At 63.6% G+C, this 21,150-nt stretch carries 22 protein-coding genes; 5 read left to right on the forward strand and 17 right to left on the reverse strand.

The features are described from left to right. Positions 1–120: 120 nt before the first annotated feature. A complete protein-coding gene (locus OXT71_09910; GenBank protein ID MDE2926699.1) occupies positions 121–315 on the forward strand; it encodes a type II toxin-antitoxin system VapB family antitoxin in 195 nt (64 codons plus the stop codon). After that, positions 312–713 (forward strand): PIN domain nuclease, encoded by a 402-nt coding sequence (locus tag OXT71_09915; protein ID MDE2926700.1) that lies wholly within the window; start codon positions 312–314, stop codon positions 711–713. The genes OXT71_09910 and OXT71_09915 overlap by 4 nt, the downstream gene beginning before the upstream one ends. Before the next feature lie 27 nt (positions 714–740). Here the strand turns inward: OXT71_09915 and arfB are convergent, their stop codons facing one another. Beyond that, the gene (gene arfB / locus OXT71_09920) at positions 741–1,163 is read right to left on the reverse strand and encodes an alternative ribosome rescue aminoacyl-tRNA hydrolase ArfB (protein MDE2926701.1); all 423 of its coding nucleotides are present in this window, start codon (positions 1,161–1,163) and stop codon (positions 741–743) included. A 187-nt stretch (positions 1,164–1,350) separates the two neighbouring features. Here arfB and OXT71_09925 point away from each other — a divergent pair, with 187 nt between their 5' ends. Further along, positions 1,351–2,451, forward strand: coding sequence for a glycosyltransferase (locus OXT71_09925; GenBank protein MDE2926702.1), 1,101 nt, complete (start codon positions 1,351–1,353; stop codon positions 2,449–2,451). Between the two features lie 18 nt (positions 2,452–2,469). Here OXT71_09925 and OXT71_09930 read toward each other — a convergent pair whose 3' ends face one another. The 11 genes from OXT71_09930 to OXT71_09980 form a co-directional block, all read right to left on the reverse strand. Continuing rightward, a complete protein-coding gene (locus tag OXT71_09930) occupies positions 2,470–3,684 on the reverse strand; it encodes a Gfo/Idh/MocA family oxidoreductase (protein MDE2926703.1) in 1,215 nt (404 codons plus the stop codon). 226 nt (positions 3,685–3,910) lie between these two features. Then, entirely contained in the window at positions 3,911–4,681 is a 771-nt protein-coding gene (locus OXT71_09935) for an SDR family NAD(P)-dependent oxidoreductase (protein MDE2926704.1), read from the reverse strand. 36 nt (positions 4,682–4,717) lie between these two features. Then, positions 4,718–6,664, reverse strand: coding sequence for a family 10 glycosylhydrolase (locus tag OXT71_09940; GenBank protein MDE2926705.1), 1,947 nt, complete (start codon positions 6,662–6,664; stop codon positions 4,718–4,720). A 12-nt stretch (positions 6,665–6,676) separates the two neighbouring features. Further along, the gene (locus OXT71_09945) at positions 6,677–8,494 is read right to left on the reverse strand and encodes a cytochrome b N-terminal domain-containing protein (GenBank protein MDE2926706.1); all 1,818 of its coding nucleotides are present in this window, start codon (positions 8,492–8,494) and stop codon (positions 6,677–6,679) included. Beyond that, entirely contained in the window at positions 8,491–9,003 is a 513-nt protein-coding gene (locus OXT71_09950) for a Rieske (2Fe-2S) protein (protein ID MDE2926707.1), read from the reverse strand. Before OXT71_09950 ends, OXT71_09945 begins: the two co-directional genes overlap by 4 nt. A gap of 138 nt (positions 9,004–9,141) precedes the next feature. Beyond that, positions 9,142–10,446: an OFA family MFS transporter gene (locus tag OXT71_09955; protein MDE2926708.1), complete on the reverse strand. Its 1,305-nt coding sequence runs from the start codon at positions 10,444–10,446 to the stop codon at positions 9,142–9,144. A gap of 14 nt (positions 10,447–10,460) precedes the next feature. Beyond that, entirely contained in the window at positions 10,461–11,204 is a 744-nt protein-coding gene (locus tag OXT71_09960) for a hypothetical protein (protein ID MDE2926709.1), read from the reverse strand. A 1-nt stretch (position 11,205) separates the two neighbouring features. After that, positions 11,206–12,345: an ABC transporter substrate-binding protein gene (locus OXT71_09965; GenBank protein ID MDE2926710.1), complete on the reverse strand. Its 1,140-nt coding sequence runs from the start codon at positions 12,343–12,345 to the stop codon at positions 11,206–11,208. Positions 12,346–12,617: 272 nt separating this feature from the next. Continuing rightward, on the reverse strand, positions 12,618–13,646 hold the full coding sequence (locus tag OXT71_09970) for an alcohol dehydrogenase catalytic domain-containing protein (GenBank protein MDE2926711.1): 1,029 nt from the start codon (positions 13,644–13,646) through the stop codon (positions 12,618–12,620). A 58-nt stretch (positions 13,647–13,704) separates the two neighbouring features. Beyond that, positions 13,705–15,156 carry a DUF1501 domain-containing protein gene (locus OXT71_09975; GenBank protein ID MDE2926712.1) on the reverse strand — a complete coding sequence of 484 codons (1,452 nt, stop codon included), beginning with the start codon at positions 15,154–15,156 and terminating at the stop codon, positions 13,705–13,707. A gap of 5 nt (positions 15,157–15,161) precedes the next feature. Beyond that, positions 15,162–17,714: a PSD1 and planctomycete cytochrome C domain-containing protein gene (locus OXT71_09980; protein ID MDE2926713.1), complete on the reverse strand. Its 2,553-nt coding sequence runs from the start codon at positions 17,712–17,714 to the stop codon at positions 15,162–15,164. A 99-nt stretch (positions 17,715–17,813) separates the two neighbouring features. Here OXT71_09980 and OXT71_09985 point away from each other — a divergent pair, with 99 nt between their 5' ends. Both OXT71_09985 and OXT71_09990 read left to right on the forward strand, forming a co-directional pair. Beyond that, entirely contained in the window at positions 17,814–18,071 is a 258-nt protein-coding gene (locus tag OXT71_09985; protein ID MDE2926714.1) for a type II toxin-antitoxin system VapB family antitoxin, read from the forward strand. Then, complete coding sequence (locus tag OXT71_09990) at positions 18,068–18,454, forward strand: type II toxin-antitoxin system VapC family toxin (protein ID MDE2926715.1); 387 nt, start codon at positions 18,068–18,070, stop codon at positions 18,452–18,454. The genes OXT71_09985 and OXT71_09990 overlap by 4 nt, the downstream gene beginning before the upstream one ends. Before the next feature lie 24 nt (positions 18,455–18,478). Here OXT71_09990 and OXT71_09995 read toward each other — a convergent pair whose 3' ends face one another. From OXT71_09995 to OXT71_10015, 5 genes are all read right to left on the reverse strand, one after another. Then, positions 18,479–19,597 carry a class I SAM-dependent methyltransferase gene (locus OXT71_09995; GenBank protein ID MDE2926716.1) on the reverse strand — a complete coding sequence of 373 codons (1,119 nt, stop codon included), beginning with the start codon at positions 19,595–19,597 and terminating at the stop codon, positions 18,479–18,481. Positions 19,598–19,669: 72 nt separating this feature from the next. After that, positions 19,670–20,002: a type II toxin-antitoxin system PemK/MazF family toxin gene (locus tag OXT71_10000; GenBank protein MDE2926717.1), complete on the reverse strand. Its 333-nt coding sequence runs from the start codon at positions 20,000–20,002 to the stop codon at positions 19,670–19,672. Beyond that, positions 20,002–20,256: an AbrB/MazE/SpoVT family DNA-binding domain-containing protein gene (locus tag OXT71_10005; protein MDE2926718.1), complete on the reverse strand. Its 255-nt coding sequence runs from the start codon at positions 20,254–20,256 to the stop codon at positions 20,002–20,004. The genes OXT71_10000 and OXT71_10005 overlap by 1 nt, the downstream gene beginning before the upstream one ends. A gap of 108 nt (positions 20,257–20,364) precedes the next feature. After that, entirely contained in the window at positions 20,365–20,799 is a 435-nt protein-coding gene (locus OXT71_10010) for a PIN domain-containing protein (GenBank protein MDE2926719.1), read from the reverse strand. 46 nt (positions 20,800–20,845) lie between these two features. Continuing rightward, positions 20,846–21,085, reverse strand: coding sequence for a CopG family transcriptional regulator (locus OXT71_10015; protein MDE2926720.1), 240 nt, complete (start codon positions 21,083–21,085; stop codon positions 20,846–20,848). Positions 21,086–21,150: the final 65 nt, after the last annotated feature.

The raw sequence follows: 21,150 nt of genomic DNA on the forward strand, positions 1-21,150 counted from the left end.
GAAGTTCCGATCCTCCGGATCGGCTTCGTCCAGGTCGCAGTGACTCGCAAGACTTGATTCCCGCGCAAAAAATGTGTATAATCCACTTGATTTATACACATAGTCCGGCAGGGCCTCCAAATGCGAACGAATATTGTCATTGACGACGACCTCCTGCAACGAGCCATGCGCGCCACCGGGGCCAAGACCAAACGTGAGGTCGTGGAATTGGGTCTGGCCTCGTTGATTCGTTTGAAGGAACAGGAAGAAATCCGAGGATTGCGCGGCAAACTTCGTTGGACGGGTGATTTGGAAAAGATGAGGCGAGACCGATGATTCTGGTCGATTCCAGTGTTTGGATCGACTATTTCAACGGCATCCCAACACAGGAGACCCATCGTCTCAATGATCTTTTGGGACAGGACGTGGCGGCAACCGGCGACCTGATTCTGGTGGAAGTTCTCCAGGGATTCCGAAACGACTCGGATTTCAGAGCAGCAGAGAGAGCACTGGCGAAGCTTCCGTCCTTCGACCTGCTCGGCCGCGAGCGGACACAACGGGCTGCCATGCGCTACCGGGAGTTGCGCAGGACGGGGATCACGATCCGCAATACCGTCGATGTTGTCATCGCCTCTTTCTGTATCGACGAAGGCTTCCCGTTGCTGTTCTCCGACCGTGACTTCCTGCCCATGGTCAAATTTCTGGGATTGAAGCCGGTCGTATATCTCCACTGAACCCTTTGGAGGGGGGACACTCCTGTTTCAATACTCGGAGGCCGCCGGTTTACGCCGCATTTGCTTGGTCCGGCTGCGACGTGCCTTGTCTTCCAGACGCCGCACTCTGGAGCGGGCCGGAATCCGGGTTTCGTAGCGCCGCTTCCGCTTCTCCAGGGCCGACGCCAGCAGGTGGCGGAAGCGTTCCAGAGTCTCCTGCCGGTTCCTCCATTGGCTCCGGTGCCGTTGAGAAACCACCCGCAGCTCGCCTCGGCGGTTGAGGTGACCGGCGAGGCGCCGTCGCAGTTCGGCCTTCTGCCTGGGGGTCAGGCTGCCGGAACTCATCAGGTCGAAGACGAGGGTGACCCGGGTGTCCACCTTGTTGACGTTCTGCCCGCCCGGCCCGCCGCTGCGGGAGAAGACGAAGCGGAACTCGTTCTCCTTGATGTCGACGCCGTCCCGGATATGCACCGTCGTTCGCTCCCTGGGAGGTCCATTCTAGCAGTCGGAATTCCGGGGGAGCGGAAGCCGAACCGGAGGAACCAGGGCGGGAGTCCGGGAGCTTCGGGAGGGATATCTTCGCGCAGGGACACGACCGGATCGCTCTGGTTCGACGGCATAGTGGTGGTAATCTCTGGTCCGGAAGGGGAAATGGCCTATGGGGATCAAGGTCGGCATCCTGGGCACTCGCGGGATTCCCGCCAACTACGGCGGGTTCGAGACCTTTGCCGAGGAGCTGGCCGTCCGTCTGGTCCGCCGGGGACACCGGGTCACGGTCTACGGACGGAGCCACTTCGTAGATCCGAAGCTCTCCACCTACAGGGGAGTCCGCATTCGGGTCCTGCCCTCGATCCGGCAGAAATACCTGGAGACGGTTTCCCATACTTCCCTGTCCGTTTTGCGCGCCTGTTTCCGGGGCTACGACGTCTGCCTGGTGTGCAATGCGGCTAACGCCTTTCTCTGCTGGCTCCCGCGGCTGGCGGGCCAGAGGGTGGTCCTCAACGTGGACGGCATCGAACGGAAGAGGAAAAAGTGGAACTGGTTGGGCCGGTCATTCCATCGAATGGGCGAGTCTCTGGCTGTCCGCTTTCCCGATTGCTTCGTGACCGACGCCCGGACCACTCAGGACTACTATCTCAGCCGTTACCGGAGGAAGTCTCCGTTCATTCCCTATGGAGCCCCGGTGGGGCGGCTGGAGAGCCGGGAGGTCTTGCGGAAGCTGGGTCTGGAGGCGAATCGGTATCTGCTGTTCGTGAGCCGGCTGGAGCCGGAGAACAACGCCCATCGGGTGATCCGCGCCTACCGGCAGTCGGGTGTGGACCTCCCCCTGGTGGTGGTGGGCGACGCTCCCTACAACCGACCGTACATCGACCATCTGCGGCGACTGGCCCGCGGGATCAACGTGCTGTTGCCGGGAGCCATCTACGGGCAGGGGTACCGGGAGCTGCTCTCCCACAGCCGCTGCTACGTCTACGGGGGGGAGATCGGAGGGATCCATCCCGGTCTGCTGGAAGCCATGGGAGCCGGCTGCCTGGTGCTGGTCAACGATATCCCGGAAAACCGGGAAGCCGTGGCCGACGCCGGACTCTTCTATCCCTTCAACCAGGAGGCGCGGCTGGCCCGGCTCATGGCCAGAGTCTGCGAGAGCCCCGAGGATTACCGGGAACTGGGGAAGGCGGCTCAGGATCGGGTTCGCCGCCGTTTCGACTGGGAACGAATCACGGAACAGTACGAAGAATTGTTCTACGGGCTGCTGTAGGTACGCCGCAACGTCACCTTACGCTTCGACCATCTCCTGTTTCCTGTAATCCCAGGTCATGAGCTTTCTTCGAGCCCAGGACTCGTTGCACATGACCACGGCGACGACTCCGCGCAGTCCCAACTCGGCCGGGCAGGCCAGAGCCTTGCCGTCCCGAATAGCCGCCTGCAGGTTGCGATGGTGGAGCGCCATGTCCTCGGCGCCCGTTTTTCTGTGGGTTTCCACGACCTTTCCGGATCTCTGATCCAGGATCTTCCAGCCTCGCCTGGTGAAGACCAGCGTGGCCTTGTGTCCCCGGATACAGTGCTCGACACCATGCTTGTTCGCCATGGTGCCCAGCATGTGGAGAGTCATCCCATTGGTGATTCCCTCGACTGCCGGGTATTCGGCGATCATCTCCAGGTTGTCGGGCACGTCGCGGCCGTCGTCCCAGATGTAGATCCCCCCCAACCCGGCAACCGAATTCGGGTAGGTCAGTTCGCAGGCTTTCAGCACGCGGGTGAGGCGGTGAATGAACAGGTCCGTGGAGATCCCTCCCGAATAGTCCCTGTAGTTTCTCCATTCGAAGAAACGGTGGGGAGACCAGGGACGCCTGGGCGCCGGCCCCAACCAGCGGTTCCAGTCCAGGTCGGACGGCTTGGGCGCGTCCGACCGGATGCCCCTGCGCCAGGGGCCCTTGTGGAGGGGGTGATTGCGGACATATTCCATCTGGGCTTCCACCACCGTACCCAGCTTGCCGGCCCGGATGGCCCGATTGGCGCTGGAGTAGCTGTCGTCGCTCATCCCCTGAACGCCGACCTGCAGCTTGAGACCCGTCTCCCGGACCTTCCGAACCACCTCCTGGGCTTCGGGGATGGTGTGGGTCATGGGCTTTTCGCAGTAGACGTGCTTGCCCGCATCCAGCGCGTCGAGTGTCTGCCGGTGATGCCAGTGTTCCGGGGTGGCGATGACGACATAGTCCACGTCCTTCATCTCCAGCAGGTCCTGATGGAAGAGCTTCTCGATGGCCATCCCACCCGCCTTCGAAATCCGATCCTGAAACTTTTTCGCCCGCGACCGGTAAACGTCCGACACGGCCACGACCTCGACGTTGGCGCTCTCGGACATCTTCAGGAGCTTGGGCAGGTGGTGGCTCCCGGCAATCTTTCCGCAACCGATGATGCCGATGCGAAGCCGGTGATTGGCCCCCCGGACCCGCCCGTAGCTGCGCGCCGAGAGAGCGGCGGCGGCCAACCCGCTTCTCCGGAAAAATCCTCGTCGATCGAGCTCTGATTTGTTGGTTGCCATAACCCGGCCACTATAGTCCCGGGCGCCGACAAAAGGGAAGGAATGGGAGCGGGGACATTCCTGTCCCCGATTCAGGGGGGCAGGGGGGACGGAGTCCCCACTCCGCGTAGCGTCTTCCAATTGGGCGAACCGAAGAATTGGCGACAAGAAAGTCGCCCTTCCACGCGGCAAACTACCCGAACACCCGCCCGCCGCAGACGTTGATGCACTGGCCGTTGATGCCCCGCGCTTCGTCCCGAGCCAGTTGCACGGCCAGGACCGACACCTCTTCCGGTTCCAGGCGGCGTCCCAGCGGAGTGGATTCCCTCTCCAGTTGTTCGAAGCTGACCCCCAGCCTCCGGGAGTCGTACTCCAGCCGCCGGTCGTTGAGGCGGGAGCGGGTCACGCCGGGGCACACGGCGTTGGCGGTGATGCCGTGAGCGGCTGCCTCGACAGCCGTGCTGCGGGTCAGCCCCAACAGACCGTGCTTGCTCACGCCGTATGCGGCGCCGTGCTCACCCCCGATTCTGCCGGCGATGGACGAGATGTTGATGATCCGTCCCCATCCCCGTTCCATCATGGAAGGGAGGACCAGCTTGGTGAGGAGGTAGGGCGCGGTCAGGTTGACCATGAGCGTCAGGTCCCAGAAGTCGTCGTCGAATTCCACCAGAGGCTTGGGGTTCTGACTGCTTCCGACACCGGCGTTGTTGACCAGGATCTCAATGGGACCCCAGGTGTCGGCAACGGTCCGCACGATGCGGTGCGGAGCCGACCGGTCCGACAGGTCGTCCGGGACCACCAGCGCCTCTCCACCTCCGGCTCTCACCTCACGGGCCAGGTTCTCCAGTTCGTCCACGCTGCGTGCGGTGACGGCGACAGGCGCGCCTTCGGCGGCGAGCCCGGTGGCGATGGCGCGTCCGATGCCGCGGCCGGCGCCGGTCACAAGGGCGATTCGATTCTCCACGGGATCAGTCCCCCAGCTTGACTCTGCGGTTCGGGTTCACTCGGGAAAGAAGCTCAGGTCCCAGTCTCCCAGTTTGCGCAAGCGGGAGAAGGGCAGTTCCTCCGCCGGCTGTCCCGCCTTCAGCCAGGCGGCGATCTCTTCGGCGTGTCCCAGGCGGCGCAGCGCCAGGGACGAGGCGCTGCCTTGGATGACCGTGTCCCAGAAGGCCAGATACTCCACGCCGGCGCCATAGAGGGTATTTGCCTTGCGCCTGTATTCGGCCACCGGCAGGTTGCGGGGCATGACGTTCAGGGCGAGCTTGGTTCCCGTCCCCCGGGTCAGCGACACCCACGCGGCCACGTCCCGAGGGTCTTCCCACGACGGCTGCCAACTGAAGAGGTGCTTGGCCGACGAGTAGGGGATCAGGGTGTCCACCAGCCGCTCCCGCACCCAGAGTTCGGGATCCAATCCGAATTCCAGGTTCTCCTGCAGGTTGCCGAAGACCCAGGCCGTGATCTCGAAGGGCTCGTCCCGGCCCTGCTCCCGGGCCGATTCTTCCAGTGTCTCGCGAAGGTCCCTCATGAACCGGGTGGTGGCCCGGCTCCGGTAGGCCAACCATTCCCGCCACTCCGGGTCCTGCTCGTCCAGCTCCCTGGGGTCCTTGCCGGACTCCGCTCGGAAACCCTCCACCAGCGGCGCTTCGTACCCGACGTACGGGGGTTGGCGATTGTAGAGGATGGCGATGCCGTCGACGGGATAGGCGGCCATCTCCTTCACGAAACTCAGCATGTAGTCTCGAACTCCGGGAAAGGCAAAGGACATGGCGGTGCCGGGCGTCCCGTCCCGGCGCACGGTTCGCCACTCGGGATGCCGGTCCGCGAAACCTCCCCGGTTGAAGGCTTCCCAGGGCGGCGGCCAGTAGAAGGGGCCCCAGCCCAGCCGGTAGTTGACGTGGAACTCGAGACCCATCTCGTGGGCGGCGTCGGCTGCCACCCGGAGGGGATCGATCCCTTTCTCCACGTACTCGGTCCAGGACTGGATCAGGAGCCGGTCGCCCTTCCTGACGAAATCCTCCAGCGGGAAGTGTTCCCGGGTCCACATCTTTCCGATCCGGGTGAAGTAGTTGCAGACTTCCCCACTGATCCCGTCCCAGTAGATCCGGCGGAAGTCGGTGTTGCGGTAGGGCTCCAGGTGAGACCGGACGAATTCCGCCGAGGGCGGTTCCGCACGTCCCCAGGCCACGGCCCACGAGTCGTTGTAGCCGAAAAGCCGGCGGGTGTCGGATCGCGCCCGATCCTGCTTCAGGACTTCCACCTCTTCCGGATTCAGCGGCACCAGCTTCACGTAGGCGACCCACACCTTTTCGCAGAAGTTGCCGTACTCCTGGTCCGGCGGGACGACCCGCTGGCACGGTTGCCGGATGATGAGGTCCTGTCCGCTCAGGTCGGCGGTCTTGTAATAGACCTCCTGAATCCGGGGGCCCCGGACAGTGTCGTCCTCGGGCACACCCGAGGGCAGACCCTCCGGCGCCGGCAGGAACAGTGTCGAAAATGCCGGGTCGCCGCTCAGCTTGGCCTGCACGCGCATATTCTGGTAGGGCCTCCAGGCGGTGTTGAACATGCCGACGTACACGTCGTGGACGCCAGCCGTGTCCAAGCCCAGAGTCAGGTCGGGAGCTTCGGCCTCCTCCCCCGCAAAGACCAGCGATCCCTTGAAGTCCTCGGTCTCGTAGTCGATGAGCCTCCAGGCGAAGCGTTTCTCCCGCCGGGTCAGGGCCGACTCCGGTTGTGCCCGGCTCAGATCGGTGAAATAGATGGGAGTCCCGGTCCGGTGGAAGATGGGGAACCGGCCGTCCTCCCCGGTTTCGACCGGAGCCGGCTGAGTACAGCCGGGGGATAGAACGGCGGCGGTCAGGACCATGAAGAACAGGGTTCGGGAGCCGGGTCCGCAGCCGGTCGAAGCGGCGGCGAGCTGCATCCGATCGGGCCCGATTTCCGGGTTCATGGTCGCTGTCCCCTACTTTCCGGTTGGGTTCTCCGCCAGGATCCAGTCGGTGAGGAGTTGGAGCTCCTGGTTGCGGAGCCGATGGGCGAATTTGGGCATCCCGGAGTTCTGGCTGCCGTAGAAACGGGGCTGGGAAGAATCCATGATGATTCCGCCCAGCCACTCCGGTGAACCATATCCGGTCAGGTCCGGCCCCAGAGCCATTCCCGCCCCCGACACCTCCGGGTGGTCGAGTTGATGGCACAGGACGCAGCCTTGGGCCCCTTCCGAAGTTCCCGACGAGAAAACGCGCGCTCCGAGCGCCATGAGTTCCGGGTCCGCCACCGCTGGTTCGGGATCGCCGGTGTGGTGGATGACGAACGCCGACACGGCTTCGATCTCTCGCCCGGTCATGAGAGGAATGTTCTTCCGGGACCACTGGACCATGGTCCCCTCCCGGTGGCGGGTCTTCCCGAAGAAGCGCTCCGACGACGGATCCCTCAAGAATTCGGCGACCCATTGCGGAGTGCCGAATCCGGCCAGATCGCTGGCGCTCGCCGCGACCGCCACGGACTCTCCATTCCGGACCTCCGTCACCTGGGCCCCGGTACCGTCATGGCCGTCCCAGCGGTGGCAGGCGGAGCAGTTGTCTCGAAACAACGGCGGACCCTGAGTCTGCGGGTCCCGGTGCAGCATCGCCAGGGCCCCGCCGGGAGGAATCCCGTTTTCGCTGGCCAGTTCCAGGACACGCCGGGCCTTCTTTTCCGCTTCCGCCAGTCCCGCCTGGTACATGGGCCGGGTCTGGTCCTCCCGCACGGCCGTCACCGTCAGCAGCAGCGCGCCGGTGAGCGTGGCGACGGTGATCCCGACGCACAGCGCGTGCCCCCGGCGGATGCGGCCCAGAAAGGGGAAACACAACATGACCCCAACCACCACCGAGGGAATCACCACCGCGCCGATCACCTCGGTCCGTCCCGGGAAATACTTCAGGAACTGGTACAGAAAGAGCAGGTACCATTCGGGGCGCGCCGAAGGGGAAGGCCGGGAAGGATCGGCCGGCGCATCCAGGGGTGCTCCGCCTTCGGGTCCGAATACGAAGCCCCGCTCCCATCCGCCCCAACCGGCCAGCGCTGCCAACACGACCATTACGGCCAAGCACGCGATTCCGTCAAGCAACGCCTGCCGGGGCCAGAAATAGTCCTCTCCTTTGGCATTCCGGGGATGGGTCACGCCGTGGCGGCGGAACAGGACGACGTGCAACACCGTGGCCAGCACCAGCAGAGCCGGCAGAATGCCGGCGTGCAAAGCGAAGAAACGTGTGAGCGTGTGGTGTCCGTAAGTCGGTCCGCCCAGCAGCAGGCGTTCCAGGGTCGGTCCCATCAGGGGGACGATTCCCAGGATCTTGGTGGTCACCTGGGTGGCCCAGTATCCCCGTTCGTCCCACGGCAACAGGTACCCGGTGAGGGCCGTTCCCAGCACCAGCCCCAGCAGCAGCATGCCGAACCACCAGTTGATCTCGCGCGGAGAACGGTAAGCCCCGGCGATGACCACCTGCACCAGATGAAAGACCAGCAGCACGATCATGGCGTGGGAGGCGTAGTGATGAAGTCCCCGGATGAACCAGCCCAACTCCATCTGGTGTTGAATGAAGTAAACGCTCTCCCAGGCCGACCGGATCGAGGGACTGTAGGCGGTCCATAGGAGGAATCCGGTCAGGATCTGGAGCAGGAAAGTGAAGATCAGCGTGCTGCCCCAGACGTAGCGCCATCTGGCGCCGCCCGGGATCGACTCGTACAGCAGCCAGGAGACGAGTCGCCGGTAGCCCGTCCTGCGATCCAACCAGTCGCTCACGAGACGGCGATCCTCTCGCCGATACCCGGTCGAAACTCCTGGTAACGAACCAGGACCTCGCCCTTCTCGATCTTGACCTCCAGCTCGTCCAGACCCCGGGGAGAGGGGCTGCCGGGATCGGCGACGGCGCCGTCCAGCCCGAAGGAGCTGTCGTGACAGGGGCAAAGGAACCGCCGCTTGTCCGTTTCATATCCGACGAAGCATCCGGCATGGGGACAGATCACCTGGAAGGCCCGGATGCCGGTCTCCTGACGGACCAGGTAAACGGCCCCCAGCGGGACCTGGGCGCCCACTTCCCAGGCGTCCCGGCGCTGGCCACGGACCATGAAGTGCCGGGGGACGCCCATCGGAAGGCTTTCAACGGACGCCACGCGGCTGAAGCCGTGCTGCCCGGCACGGCGGCGGAGGGGGTTGAGGAGGAAGACCAGACCCGCTCCCAATGGAACGACCAACAGGCCGATTCCAACGAGTCCCCCCACCAATTTCCGAAACCACTCGCGTCGTCGCATGATCTCTGGATCGCCGGCGCCGTCCGTCCGAGCCGTAAGCGGGGACAAGAATACCGCAATCCGGTGGCGGAAGTCGGACTGAAAAACTACGATTTAATGTATTCCGATTCGGGATGCAACAAACGCGCCGGGGCTTTTTCAGCTCTTGCCCGGAACCGGAATCCCGTAGCGGTGCAGCGTGTTCTCCAGGGTGGGACGCCCCAGCCGTATCCTCCCGTCATTGAGCAGGTAGGAAAACAGATACCCGGCTCCCAGCATGAGGATGCCGATGAGAAAACAGTACATGACGGCCCGGTCGGGGTAGGTGTCCTTCAGATATCCCATGTAGAGCGGCCCGCAGATGCCGGCGGCGGCCCACGCCGTGAGAATCACGCCATAGATGGTGGACATCTTCCTGCTGCCGAAGACGTCGAGCACGAAGGGGGGCATGGTGGCGAACCCGCCGCCAAAGCAAAGGAGCACGTAGCAGACCAGTATCGAGAAGATCCAGGGGTTGGTCTCGGTCATGAGAACCCCGAAGACCACCATTTGGCTGGCCAGCAGGATGCGGAAGACCGCGGCCCGGCCCAGACGGTCGGAGAGGAGTCCCCAGAAGAGGCGTCCCACACCGTTGCAGAGCGAACTGACGGCAATGAGCGTCGCGCCGTATGCGGCCAGCATGGTGGGCTCGATGGACGGATCGGAGAGACCCCAGATCTCCTGAAGAAGTTCCGATTGGAAGCTGATCACGGAAATCCCGGCGGCGATATTGAAAAAGAAGACGATCCACATGATGACGAACTGGGTGGTGCCCAAATAGGTCCGGGCCGATCGCGGTGCGGCGGCATCCTGCCGGATGCTTTGGTTTCCCCGGGTCTGGGCGGCAGGAGCGGGGGGATTGCTCAGGAGGAGGCTGCAGGGAATCAGGATGCAGGCGAAGATGATTCCGAGCCAGAAGAAGACCATGGGGAGCGTTCCCGCCGTCCGGACGATCAGGAGTGGCGCCAGTCCCTTGCTCAGAAGGAACGCGCCGACTCCGAAGCCCATCACCACGATGCCGGTGGCGAGCCCCTTGTGGTCCGGAAACCACTTGGCGACCGTCGCGACCGGCGTCACGTAACCGAATCCGATCCCGGCGCCGCCGATCACGCCGTATCCCAAATAGAAAAGAGGGACCAGATCGAGTTGCAGCGCGACGCCCGCGATCAGGTATCCGCCGGAGAACATGATGCTGCCGGCCAGGGCCAGTATCCGGGGGCCCAGCCGGGGAAGCATGCTCCCCGCCCAGGCCGCCGAAACGCCCAGCGAGAAGATGGTGATGCTGAAGGCCCAGGCGGTTTGGGTATGGGTCCAGCCGACCTGCCGAACCAGCATCGTCTGAAAGAAGCTCCACGCATAGACGGTGCCGAAGCAGATTTGAAGAGTGGTGCAAATGAGAGCTATGCCGCTTCGCGGTATGCGCACCGCTCGAATTCCTCCTACCCGGGCTGTCCCGGCGAGGTCCCGGACGACTCCGAACCGGACCCGCGGTCGGACACGTAACGGAAGAGGCGGGCCAAGTCGCCGACTTCGTCGTCGCGCGCCAGCAGTTCGTCGTCTCTCGCCTCGTCCGTATCCCGGTTGCCCGCCAGGTCGACGGCATAAGCCAGGAGTCCACCCAGCGGCTTTGCCGCCAGGTTCACGAACCAGATCGACGCCAGAATACCGACCACGAGAAAGATGCAGATCAGGATGACCTGCTGGCCGATGGCCCGCTGGATCTTAAGGGCAACCAGGTCCAGATCCATCCCCACGTGGACGGTGCCGGCGACCCCGGCCAGGATGGGGCTGCCCACTTCAACGAAGTCGCCCATTCCGGGAATGCTGCGTTCCACCGGCTCGGTGCTGGACGGATCACTGGCCAGGACCTGCTCGGGAATCCCCGGGACGAAGGTGTGGGCCAGGTATTCCCCCGACTCGCTCGTGATGTAGATGTAGCGGATTCCCTGGATCTCCACGAACTGATCGATCATCGACTGCAACGTCGCCAGATTCCGGTTCAGCAGGATGTCCACGCTGGCATCGGCGATGGTCTTGGCGATATTCCTGGTATTGGTCTCGTATTCGGCCGACAACTGGGTGTCGACGGTGTAGATGCACAGAATCGACGTCGACAGGACGATCAGTCCGAAGAGGGCGAAAATGCCGAAGCGGGTTTTCTGGAAAAGTTTCTGTATCTTCATTTCAGGAAACCCAACCTTGCCAATCGTCCAGGGTCACGAAGCGGCCGCCCTCGACGACGGTGTAATAGACCATCTGAAGCCCCTGCCGGCGGTCGGGGCCGAACGAGACCGGTTCCCCGATTCCGAGATCGTAGTTCCGCACCGAGAAGACCGCCTTCTCCAGTTTCGTTCGATCGTGCCCGCCCCCCATGCGCCGAAGAATCTCCGCCATCAGTTTGGCGTCCAGGAATCCCTCCAGACTGACAAAGCTCTGGGGGAACGGACTGTATGGTTCCTTGACCAGTTCCTCGGGAACGGCGGGGTCGTAACGCTCCATCAATTGCCGGTACTCCCGCACCGCCGGAATGGAGGTGTTCTCATAGCTGGGTACAACCTGCGAGTTGACCAGAAACCGGGTGTATCTCTCTGCGTCGTCGCGGCCCTCGGTGAGCAGTTGGAGGAGGTTCTCGCTCCCCACGAAAGAGAGGTTGGCGATGGGAATCTGAAGCCCCAGGTCCACGGCGTCGCGCGCGAACGCGGCGCACGCGGCGTACGAACCGATGCAGATCACGGCGTCGGGAGAAGCCGCCTGGAGAATTTCGACCTGTGCCCTCATGGTGCCGGTGAACCGTTGCCCGCGGCGGTACGTGGCCTCGCCGGCCAGTCTCTCGCCGTGGGCCGCCAGGGCCGCGCGGACGCCCGCCCAGCCGCTCCTGCCATAGGCGTCGGCCTGGTAGAACACGGCGATGCGCTTCTTGCCGACGCGAAGAAAGTTGTCGACCAGGCCGGCGGTCTCCTGCCGGTAGGACGCCCGGAGGTTGAAGGCGAAGTCGCCGTAGGGCGGTTCCCTCTGGGGCTGGGCTCCGGTGAAGGGAAAGAAGAGAAAGACCTTCTCGTCCTGAAACTTCTTGAGCAGGGGCAGCACCCGCGTCACCGTCGGTGTCCCCACGTAGCCGAACAGGAGGAAGACCCGGTCCTCCAACATGAGCTTCATGGTGTTCCTGACGCACGGGTCCGGCTGATAGCCGTCGTCGTAGAGCTTCAGGAGGATCCGGCAGCCGTTGACGCCGCCATTTTCGTTGACGTGGTTGAAATAGGCCTTGGCTCCCCGGTAGAGCTCGCTGCCCAATCCTCGGGAGGGGCCGGAAAAGGCGGCGGACATGCCCAGCACGATCTCCTTCCGAGGTGGGCCGGAATGTGAATCCGGATGCGTCCGTTGGGCGGCCGCGGCCGGGTTGGACAATTGTACGGGTGTGGCCCCGGCCCTCCGTCGACTGGTCCACGCCGTCGCCGCAATACCCGCGAGCCCGCGAGTCAGCAGCGATCGCCGTGTCATGACCGGAGTACGTCGTCCCTGCATGGGATTGTCGCTCTCTGGTTCCAGGATACCTGCTTTTCGCCTTTTTCGTCGTATCGGAATGGAGCGGGGAAAGATCACTGGCAGAGGTGGACCTTGATGGAACCGGAGGATTTGTCCGCGGCCACGCGAAAGGCCTCTTCGACGGCTTCCAAAGGAAACCGGTGGGTGACGAGACGGGTCGCATCCACCCGGCCGCTGGCCATCAGGTCGATGGCCGCGCCGAAGTCGGTGTCCAATCCGGTTGAAGCGTAACAGTGGGACCCGGTCACGACCGCCTCGGATTCCAGAACCCGGCCCAGGTCCACCTGGACCGGTTCCGGATAGCCGGCCACCAGGACCACGGTGCCGCGGGGCCGGACAATCCGAAGGGCGAGGTCAAAATTGCCGCCTCCTCCCACCGTTTCGATCACCGCGTCCGGCCGCGGACCCTGGTCCAGGCCGCTCACCCAGTCCTCAAGGTTGTTCTCACCCAGCACGAACACGTGGTCGGCGCCCAGATCCTGGGCCATCCGGGCCTGTTGCGGGTACTTGACGGTGATCCAGGTCTCCCGCACGTTGGCCGCCCTGGCTGCCGCCACGCAGACCTGGCCGATGGTTCCACCGCCCAGGATCACGACCCGATCCCGCCAGGTCGCGCCGGCCTGGCCCACCGCCCGGCAACCGACCGCCAGGGGTTCGACCAGGGCCCCTTCTTCGAAGCTCAGGCTCGCAGGGAGACGGAAGAGAGCCGAGGCGTGAGCGGTCGTGAACTCGGCAAAACCTCCGTGCGAATCCTGCGAAACCCACTGGCGCTCCCGGCAGTGGTTGTAGTGGCCGCTCCGGCAGTAGCGGCAGCGGCCGCAGTGCGAGAAGCACTCGATGGCGACCCGGTCTCCCGGCTCGAATCCCGTGACCCCCTCCCCCAGCTCAACCACGACGCCGGAGGTCTCGTGCCCCAACGCCAAAGCCTTGGGCTGGGGCCAGTGGCCGCGGTAGGCGTGAAGGTCGCTTCCGCAGATGCCGGTCTGCCGGGTATCGATGGTGACGAATCCGGGTGGGGGCGGAAGCCGCTCCACTTGCTGCAGACCGATTCGCCCGATTCCCCGATAGATGGCGGCTTTCATGACCTCGGTGGAGCGGCCGGAGCCGGTGAAGACGGGGATGACAAAAGGTGAGTCCTGTTTAAGTCAATAGCTTCTCGATCACGTTGCCGGCGACGTCGGTGAGGCGGAACTCCCGTCCCTGGAAACGGAAGGTGAGCCGGGTGTGATCCAGTCCCAGCAGGTGCAGGATGGTGGCGTGGATGTCGTGGACGTGGACCGGGTCCTCCACCGGAGAGAAGCCCAGGTCGTCCGTTTTTCCAATCGTCTGGCCGGGCCGGATTCCGCCCCCGGCGAACCACATGGTGTAGGCGTCGATGTGGTGGTTGCGCCCGATGGAGTCCCGTTTCTCCCCCATGGGGGTCCGGCCGAACTCTCCTCCCCAGACCACCAGGGTGGAGTCCAGGAGTCCCCGTTGCTTCAGGTCCCGGACCAGGGCCGCCGAGGGGCGGTCGGTCTCCCTCGTGACCTTGTCCAGTCCCTCCTGAAGATTCACGTGTGCGTTTCCGTGATGGTCCCATTCGGCGTGATAGAGCTGGACGAAACGGACCCCGCGCTCCACCAGGCGCCGGGCCAGCAGGCAGTTGTTGGCGAACGACCGGGCTCCCGGCTCGGCGCCGTACATGTCCAGGGTCTTCCGGGTCTCGCTGGAGAAGTCGATGAGCTCGGGACCGCTGGTCTGCATCCGGTAGGCCATTTCGTAGGAGGCGATCCGGGTGGCGATCTCGGGGTCCCCGGTCTCGGCCAACCGGGCCAGGTTCAGTTTGCGGATCGCCTCCACCCGGCTGGACTGCCGGTCCCGGCTCATGCCGGCGGGACTGGCCAGGTTCAGGATGGGATCGCCGCTGCTGAAGAAGGGGATCCCCTGGTGGATGGTGGGGAGGAATCCGCTCTCCCAGTTGGAGATGCCGGCTCGGGGACCTTGCCGGCCGGACTGGAGGACCACGAAGGCAGGCAGGTCCTGGGATTCGGTCCCCAGGCCGTAGCTGACCCAGGAACCCATGCTGGGCTTCCCGGGCCGCGGCGAGCCGGTGTTGCTGAAGATCTGCGCCGGCCCGTGGTTGAAGTTGTCGGTGGAGACGGTGGAGACGAACGCCAGGTCGTCGACGATGGACGCGGTGTGCGGAAGGCACTCGGAGAGGGTCTTCCCCGATTGCCCGTATCGTTCGAACTCCCGTTCCGAACCCAGAAGCCGCGGCTTCTCCTTGGTGAAGAAGTCCATGAAGGCGAAGCGCTTGTCCTTCAGGAAGGAATCGGGAATCGGCTTGCCGTCGAGTTCCTGAAGTTTCGGCTTGTGGTCGAAGAGATCCAGTTGGCTGGGCCCTCCCACCATGTAGAGATAGATGACGTTTCGGATTTTGGCCGGAAAATGGGGGTCCTGGGCCGCCAAGGGGTTCGCCAGGTCCGGCTTCCGGGCCAGAAGCCGGCCGTCGCTGAGCAGGGAGGCCAGCGCAACCTGTCCCAATCCCAGGGAGCAGCGGCTGAAGAAATGTCGCCGGGTCTCCGAAAGAAGCCAGGGTCGATAGCTCTGCATGGGGTTCACTCCCGGGTGATGAATTCGTCCAGGTTCAGGAGCACGCTGGAGAGGAGGGTCCAGGCCGCGAGTTCCTTCGGATCCTCGTCCTCGGAATCAAGCGAAAGCAAGGATCGGGCCTCCTGCGGGTGCTGTGCCAGGTCGTTCCTCTGGCGATCCAGAAACCGCTTCAATTGAGTGGTCTCCTCCGCGCTGGGGGGCCTCGACAGGCACACGCGGAAGGTGTAGCCGATGCGCTCCGAGTCCTGGTCCGGACCCTCCCGGAGCACCCGGCGGGCGAGACCCTGGGCGAACTCGAAAAAGGCCTCGTCGTTGAGCAGGGTCAATGCCTGCAAAGGCGACGTGGAGCGGCTACGCCGGGTGCAGGTGGTGATCCCGTTGGGGCTGTCGAAGACCATCAGGGCCGGGTGGGGTGTGGAGCGCCAGAAATGGGTATAGAGGCCCCGGCGGTATCGATCTTCACCCTGGCTGGCGACCCACTCTCGTTTGGAATGTCCCAGGCGGCTGCTCCCCTGAGGTTGGGGAGGAAAGACGGGTGGCCCGCCGATGGCCCGGTTCCAGAGTCCGCTGGCAGACAGGCAGACGTCTCGCACCACCTCCGACTCCAGCCGCAGACGGTGCTGCCGCGCCAGCATCCGGTTGTCCGGGTCCACCTTGGAGGCGTCCGCTCGATGGCGGGACGACTGCCGGTAGGTGGCGGAGGTGACGATCAGGCGGTGCATCGCCTTCAGGCTCCAGCGCTGGCGTATCAACTCGGAGGCCAGCCAGTCCAGAAGCGCCGGATGGGACGGCTGGGCGCCCTGGATTCCGAAGTCGTTCTCGGTCTCCACCAGTCCGGCGCCGAAGTACCGTTGCCAAATCCGGTTCACGGTGACTCTGGCCGTGAGGGGATGATCCGGTTCCACCAGCCATCGAGCCAGGTCCAGGCGGTCGGGCCGGGACCGGGCGTCCAGCGGAGGCAGGACGGCGGGCACGTCCGGGCGGACCGGATCTCCCCGGCGGGTGAACTCGCCGCCCAGATGGACGTAGGCCTCCCGGGGCTCCGGCAATTCCTTCATCACCAGGGTGCTGGGGAGCTTCGGTTCAGCCTGCTTCAGAGAGTCGATGCCGGCCTTTCGGGTGGAGAAGCCGAGATCCTGCTCCTTGTAGAGCAGATGCAGGGTCTTGAGCTGGATCTCGTTCCGCTCGTCGGCCGGAAGCGCCAGTATCTTCTGAACTTCGAGAGGAAACTCCCGCCGCCGCTCCGGTTCCAGCTCCTTTTCCCATTGCGGCAAGCGGTCCAGGAGTCCTTTCTCGTAGGATTTCAACTCCTCCTCCAGCAGCGCCAACTGGCTCCGGATGATGTCTCGCCGGGCGAACTCCCGGTCGGTCCCGAACTCCAGAAAGGGCCAGTGCCGCGGCCGGTCCGTCTTTTCCAGTTCGGGGCTCCTCTCCTCGGCGTTGTTGAAGAAGGAGTAGAGCTGGAAGAACTCCTTCTGGGAAACGGGATCGTACTTGTGATCATGGCAGCGGGCGCAACCGACGGTCAGGCCCAGAAAGGCGGCCCCGGTGGTTTCGACCCGGTCCACGACCCGCTCGACCCGGTACTGCTCCACGTCAATGCCCCCCTCCTGGTTCAGGAGGGTGTTGCGGTGGAATCCGGTGGCGACGATCTGTTCCTTGGACGCATCCGGAACCAGGTCGCCCGCCAACTGCTGGATGGCGAAACGGTCGAACGGGAGGTCATGATTCAGGGAGCGGACCACCCAGTCCCGGTACATCCAGATCTGGCGGGGTCCGTCGGAGAACCCGTCAGAATCGGCGTAACGGGCCACGTCCAGCCAATGCCGGCCCCAGCGTTCTCCGTAGTGGGGCGAAGCCAGCAGGCGCTCCACGGCGCGCTCGTAGGCGCCGGGGCGGGTGTCCGCCAGGAAACGGCCGACGGCGTCCGGAGAAGGCGGAAGGCCCAGAAGATCCAGGCTGAGACGGCGCAGCAGCGTGATCCGGGAGGCTTCGGGTGACGGTTGCAGTCCCTCCTCCTCCAATCGCTGCAAGATGAAATTGTCGACCGGTGTGCGGATCCACGCCGCGTCGGAAACCTGAGGCGGCGCGGGACGCCGGACGGGTTGAAACGACCAGTGACCGCCGGTGTGGGAATCGCCCGACTCGTCCCAGGGAGCCCCCAATGCCACCCATTGTTCCAGGGCTTGGATTTCCGCATCCGGCAGCTTGCCTCCGGGAGGCATATTCAGATCGGACGAATGGGCCAGTGCGTGGATCAGACGGCTCTGTTCCGAGTCTCCCGGCAGAACGGCTGGACCCCGAGTTCCGCCGCTGAGGAGTCCGTCCCGGCTCTCCAGCGAGAGGCCGCTGCTTCGAACCTTCTGGTTGTGGCAGGCCAGGCAACGGTTCTGGAGTATCGGCTGGACGGTTTCACGAAAGAGCAGCGGCCCGTCGTCCGTGGCGCCTTCCCCAATTTGGCCCATCAGTGGACAGGCGGCCAGGATCAGGAAAAGGACGGTTCCGAATCGAACATTCATGGTGGGACCCAGCGCCATTTTGGGCCAAGGCGGTGTCATCTGGCAAGAATCAGCGACACAAGTGCTGTTGACGCCGAGGACAGGACCAGGGTAGAAACATTTAGCGGTTTTCTACCATCTTCTATCAAAGGGAGTTCCATGGGTCTCAACATCAAGAACGAGGAAACCTGCCGATTGGCCCGCAAACTTGCCCGCCTGACCGGCGAAACCATGACGGGGGCAATCACTATTGCGCTGCGCGAGCGGCTCGACAGGGAAAACCACCGGCACAGTTCCGAGACCCTGGCTCGAGAACTTCACGCCATCGGACAACGCTGCTCTCGTTTAATTGCGGCGGGACCCTCGGCTACGGATCATGGTGAGCTGCTCTACGATGATAGAGGCTTGCCCAAATGATCATCGATACTTCCGCAATTCTGGCCGTTTTGTTCGGTGAACCCGACGCTCGCCGGTATGAGCAAGCGATCGCCTCGGCTTGGCCCCGCCGCATGTCGGCGGTCGGATTGCTGGAGGCGGCGATTGTCGTCGAGAGCAGGGGCGGGACGACGGCCGGACACGAACTCGACCGGCTTCTGACCAGAGCCGAAATCGAGTTGGTGCCGGTAACGCGTGAACATGCCGACGCGGCTCGCCGGGCTTGGCGCCGTTTCGGCAAGGGCAATCATCCGGCGGGGTTGAATTTCGGAGACTGCTTCGCCTATGCGCTCGCCGAGTTGAGCGGCGAGCCGCTGCTTTTCAAAGGCGCGGACTTTTCCCGGACAGACGTCCTGGTCGCTTGATCCTGCGAATCCCCCAAGACGGCGTCAGGACGCGTGTTTTTCCAGCACCAGCCGGTAGCACTGCAACCGGTTGCGCAGGAAGCAGTGCGCCGATCCCCACAGGTAGAGTCGAAAACGCCGGTATTCGGCCTCGCCAAAATTTTCGACGATGAAGTCCCGGTTGGAGTCAAGGCGCTCGGCCCAGCCGACGCAAGTCCGGTAGTAGCTGATCCGGTCGTCCCAGACGCCCTTCAAATCGAACGGGAAAGAGGTCATCGACTTCAAGAAATCGTGGAGTATGAGAAACGAATTGTTTCCCGGGTAGATCTGCTGAGAAATGAACGACGACATCTCGTACTTCCGGTCACAGGCGCCGGCATCGATAAAGACCCGGCCACCCGGCTTCAGCACCCGGTCAAGACGCGCCAAGACCCGCGGGTAGTCGGGCATATGCTCCATGATTCCCAGCACCACGACGGCGTCGAATTGTTTCTCCGGCTCGAACTCCAGGAAGTCGCGCAGCAGGGTGGTGATGGGCAGACCCTCCCGGGCGGTGAGCCGATCCATGAATTCGAGCGACTTCGTGGAAATCGTGACGCCCGTCACCTCGATCCCCTGACGCGCCGCGTACGCCGCGAATGCGCCCCAGCCGGGGCCGACCTCCAGCACCCGGCTCCCGGGAGCCAGCCGGCACTCTTCGACGACGTGATCCATCTTGCGGCGAAACGCCACCTCCAGATCCTCATCCGGCGACAGGAAGACGCCCTGGGTGTAGCAATGGAAACTCTCGTCCAGAAAGGTCAGGAAGAACTCCGCATCCCGTTCGTAGTGCCGCCTGATGGACGACTTGTTGACCGCGATCTGCCCCATCAACAGGGGTGCGGCGAACCGCCAGAGCCGATGGAACGGGTGCCGGTCGTGCAATTGTTCACGGAGGTCGAAGATCTTGATGAAATCGCCGTCGACGTCGAACCAGCCGTCCACATAGGCCCGTGCAATGGTCCCCTCGTCGAGTGAGGCGATCGCCTTCAGCGCCGACGGATGCGTGATATTCACCCTGAAGCTGGCGGGGCCGGCGCCGAAACGGCGGGTATTTCCGTCAAGCGCCGTCATCTCGAACCCGATGGCGCTGTCTTGCAACCGTCTTTGGAGGTAGTTCAACAACCAGGCACTTCTGCGAGATCCGGCGAGTGGCGCCGCGCCTGCCGCTGATACGTCCGTTGTCATATTGAACCTCTACTCTCCGTACATCTCGGTGATCATACGCCGGAGCCGGGCCGCCCCGTCGGCGGACAGCCGGTCAAGCTTGTTCCCCAGTCGTTGCTTGCTGATGGCGCGAATCTGGTCGACTGCAATCTCAGCCCTCTTTCCCGCACATTGAATCTGGAGGCGGCTCCGCCACTGGGGATGCAGGGTGGAAGTCAGAGGACACACGATAATCGTATCCAGAAACTGATTCATCTGATTCTGACTGACCACCACGACGGGCCGCACCTTGCGGATCCCGCCACCTGATGTGGGATTGAGATCAGCGAAGAAGATAGCGTATCGCCTGGGAAAGCTCGCCATCAATCCAGACCGTCGGCGACGGTCGAGTCCAGGTCGCTCCAAACTTCGTTTTCGCGGGCCATGGCGCGATAGGTGTCCTCCCAGGACAACTGATCCCCTTCCTTGCCGTGCAGCACGATGCGGTCCTCCCTCTCCTCCAGGACGAGCGAGCCGCTCCAGCCATATTTTCGCAACAGTATCTTCGGAAGGCGGATGCCCTGGGAGTTGCCGATGGCGATCAGTTTCACCTCTCTGGCGACCGCTTTCCTGCTCAATTTCGTGACCTCCCGCGAGTCGTTGGGAATGGTAATTACAGTAATTACCCGCATGAATTCTGTCAAACCTCCGGGTTGCCGGCAGGCACCACCCGATGGCGAAACATTTTACTCCCTTGTCGCGAGGAAGCTGTCCACCACTTGACGAGGAGTTGCGACGACGGCGGTGGCCGGAGGGTTCTCAAGCAACAGCCGGTCACCGGTAACGAGCCGGCTACCCGGCCAGGAAGAGAGCAATGCCCACAAATGGTCGCCGCCGGATTCTGGAGCGGGAGGACCGGAGGAAGGGTGGCGCCAGACGGCGTTTGCCGTCAATTCGGTGAGCAGCCGGTCCAACTCGTCGTCTGCTCGGCCGTGCAATCGGGCGATTCGGGGACGCCGCAAACCGGCTGAGTATTCCGCCAGCAGATCGCTGGACATCAGATACAGAAGATCTCCATCCAACATGGCGTCCAGGATGCGTGCGGGGGGGCTGATCGCGTCGGCAACGATAAGCCCGGACACGATGACGTTGGTGTCCACGACGAAGAGGTGCCGGGTCATCGGATCCGTTGTTCCCCCCAGCGCCCGGCAGCATGCGCCGGTCGCTCTATCGTCCTTCGCGGTGGAGTTGAGTCTCCTTCACGGCCACGGCCATCGCGTCCTCATCATTCAGTCTGGAATGAGCCCGCGCCTTGGCGACGATCTCCCTGGCGGTGTCATAAGTCTGAAGACCTCGAAGTACGAGGCTTTCTTCAATGATTGAACCCATGGATCGGTGTTGGCGCGCGGCGGCTTCCTTCAACGCGCGGTGGGTGCGGTCGGTCAGGCTGATGGTCAGGCGGGGCATGACTCGGTCTCCGTTTTCTCGAACCGGTGATTTAACACCGTCACACAATAACACCAACTCACCAT

It is taken from the genome of Acidobacteriota bacterium (genome assembly GCA_028874215.1).
Classification (GTDB): domain Bacteria; phylum Acidobacteriota; class UBA6911; order RPQK01; family JAJDTT01; genus JAJDTT01.

What these genes read in the sequence shown, in the direction of transcription:
- OXT71_09910 (MDE2926699.1), top strand. Translation starts at nt 121, where the DNA reads ATGCGAACGAATATTGTCATTGACGACGACCTCCTGCAACGAGCCATG.
- OXT71_09915 (MDE2926700.1), top strand. Translation starts at nt 312, where the DNA reads ATGATTCTGGTCGATTCCAGTGTTTGGATCGACTATTTCAACGGCATC.
- OXT71_09925 (MDE2926702.1), top strand. Translation starts at nt 1,351, where the DNA reads ATGGGGATCAAGGTCGGCATCCTGGGCACTCGCGGGATTCCCGCCAAC.
- OXT71_09940 (MDE2926705.1), bottom strand. Translation starts at nt 6,664, where the DNA reads ATGAACCCGGAAATCGGGCCCGATCGGATGCAGCTCGCCGCCGCTTCG.
- OXT71_09950 (MDE2926707.1), bottom strand. Translation starts at nt 9,003, where the DNA reads ATGCGACGACGCGAGTGGTTTCGGAAATTGGTGGGGGGACTCGTTGGA.
- OXT71_09960 (MDE2926709.1), bottom strand. Translation starts at nt 11,204, where the DNA reads ATGAAGATACAGAAACTTTTCCAGAAAACCCGCTTCGGCATTTTCGCC.
- OXT71_09965 (MDE2926710.1), bottom strand. Translation starts at nt 12,345, where the DNA reads ATGTCCGCCGCCTTTTCCGGCCCCTCCCGAGGATTGGGCAGCGAGCTC.
- OXT71_09970 (MDE2926711.1), bottom strand. Translation starts at nt 13,646, where the DNA reads ATGAAAGCCGCCATCTATCGGGGAATCGGGCGAATCGGTCTGCAGCAA.
- OXT71_09975 (MDE2926712.1), bottom strand. Translation starts at nt 15,156, where the DNA reads ATGCAGAGCTATCGACCCTGGCTTCTTTCGGAGACCCGGCGACATTTC.
- OXT71_09980 (MDE2926713.1), bottom strand. Translation starts at nt 17,714, where the DNA reads ATGACACCGCCTTGGCCCAAAATGGCGCTGGGTCCCACCATGAATGTT.
- OXT71_09985 (MDE2926714.1), top strand. Translation starts at nt 17,814, where the DNA reads ATGGGTCTCAACATCAAGAACGAGGAAACCTGCCGATTGGCCCGCAAA.
- OXT71_09990 (MDE2926715.1), top strand. Translation starts at nt 18,068, where the DNA reads ATGATCATCGATACTTCCGCAATTCTGGCCGTTTTGTTCGGTGAACCC.
- OXT71_10000 (MDE2926717.1), bottom strand. Translation starts at nt 20,002, where the DNA reads ATGGCGAGCTTTCCCAGGCGATACGCTATCTTCTTCGCTGATCTCAAT.
- OXT71_10010 (MDE2926719.1), bottom strand. Translation starts at nt 20,799, where the DNA reads ATGACCCGGCACCTCTTCGTCGTGGACACCAACGTCATCGTGTCCGGG.
- OXT71_10015 (MDE2926720.1), bottom strand. Translation starts at nt 21,085, where the DNA reads ATGCCCCGCCTGACCATCAGCCTGACCGACCGCACCCACCGCGCGTTG.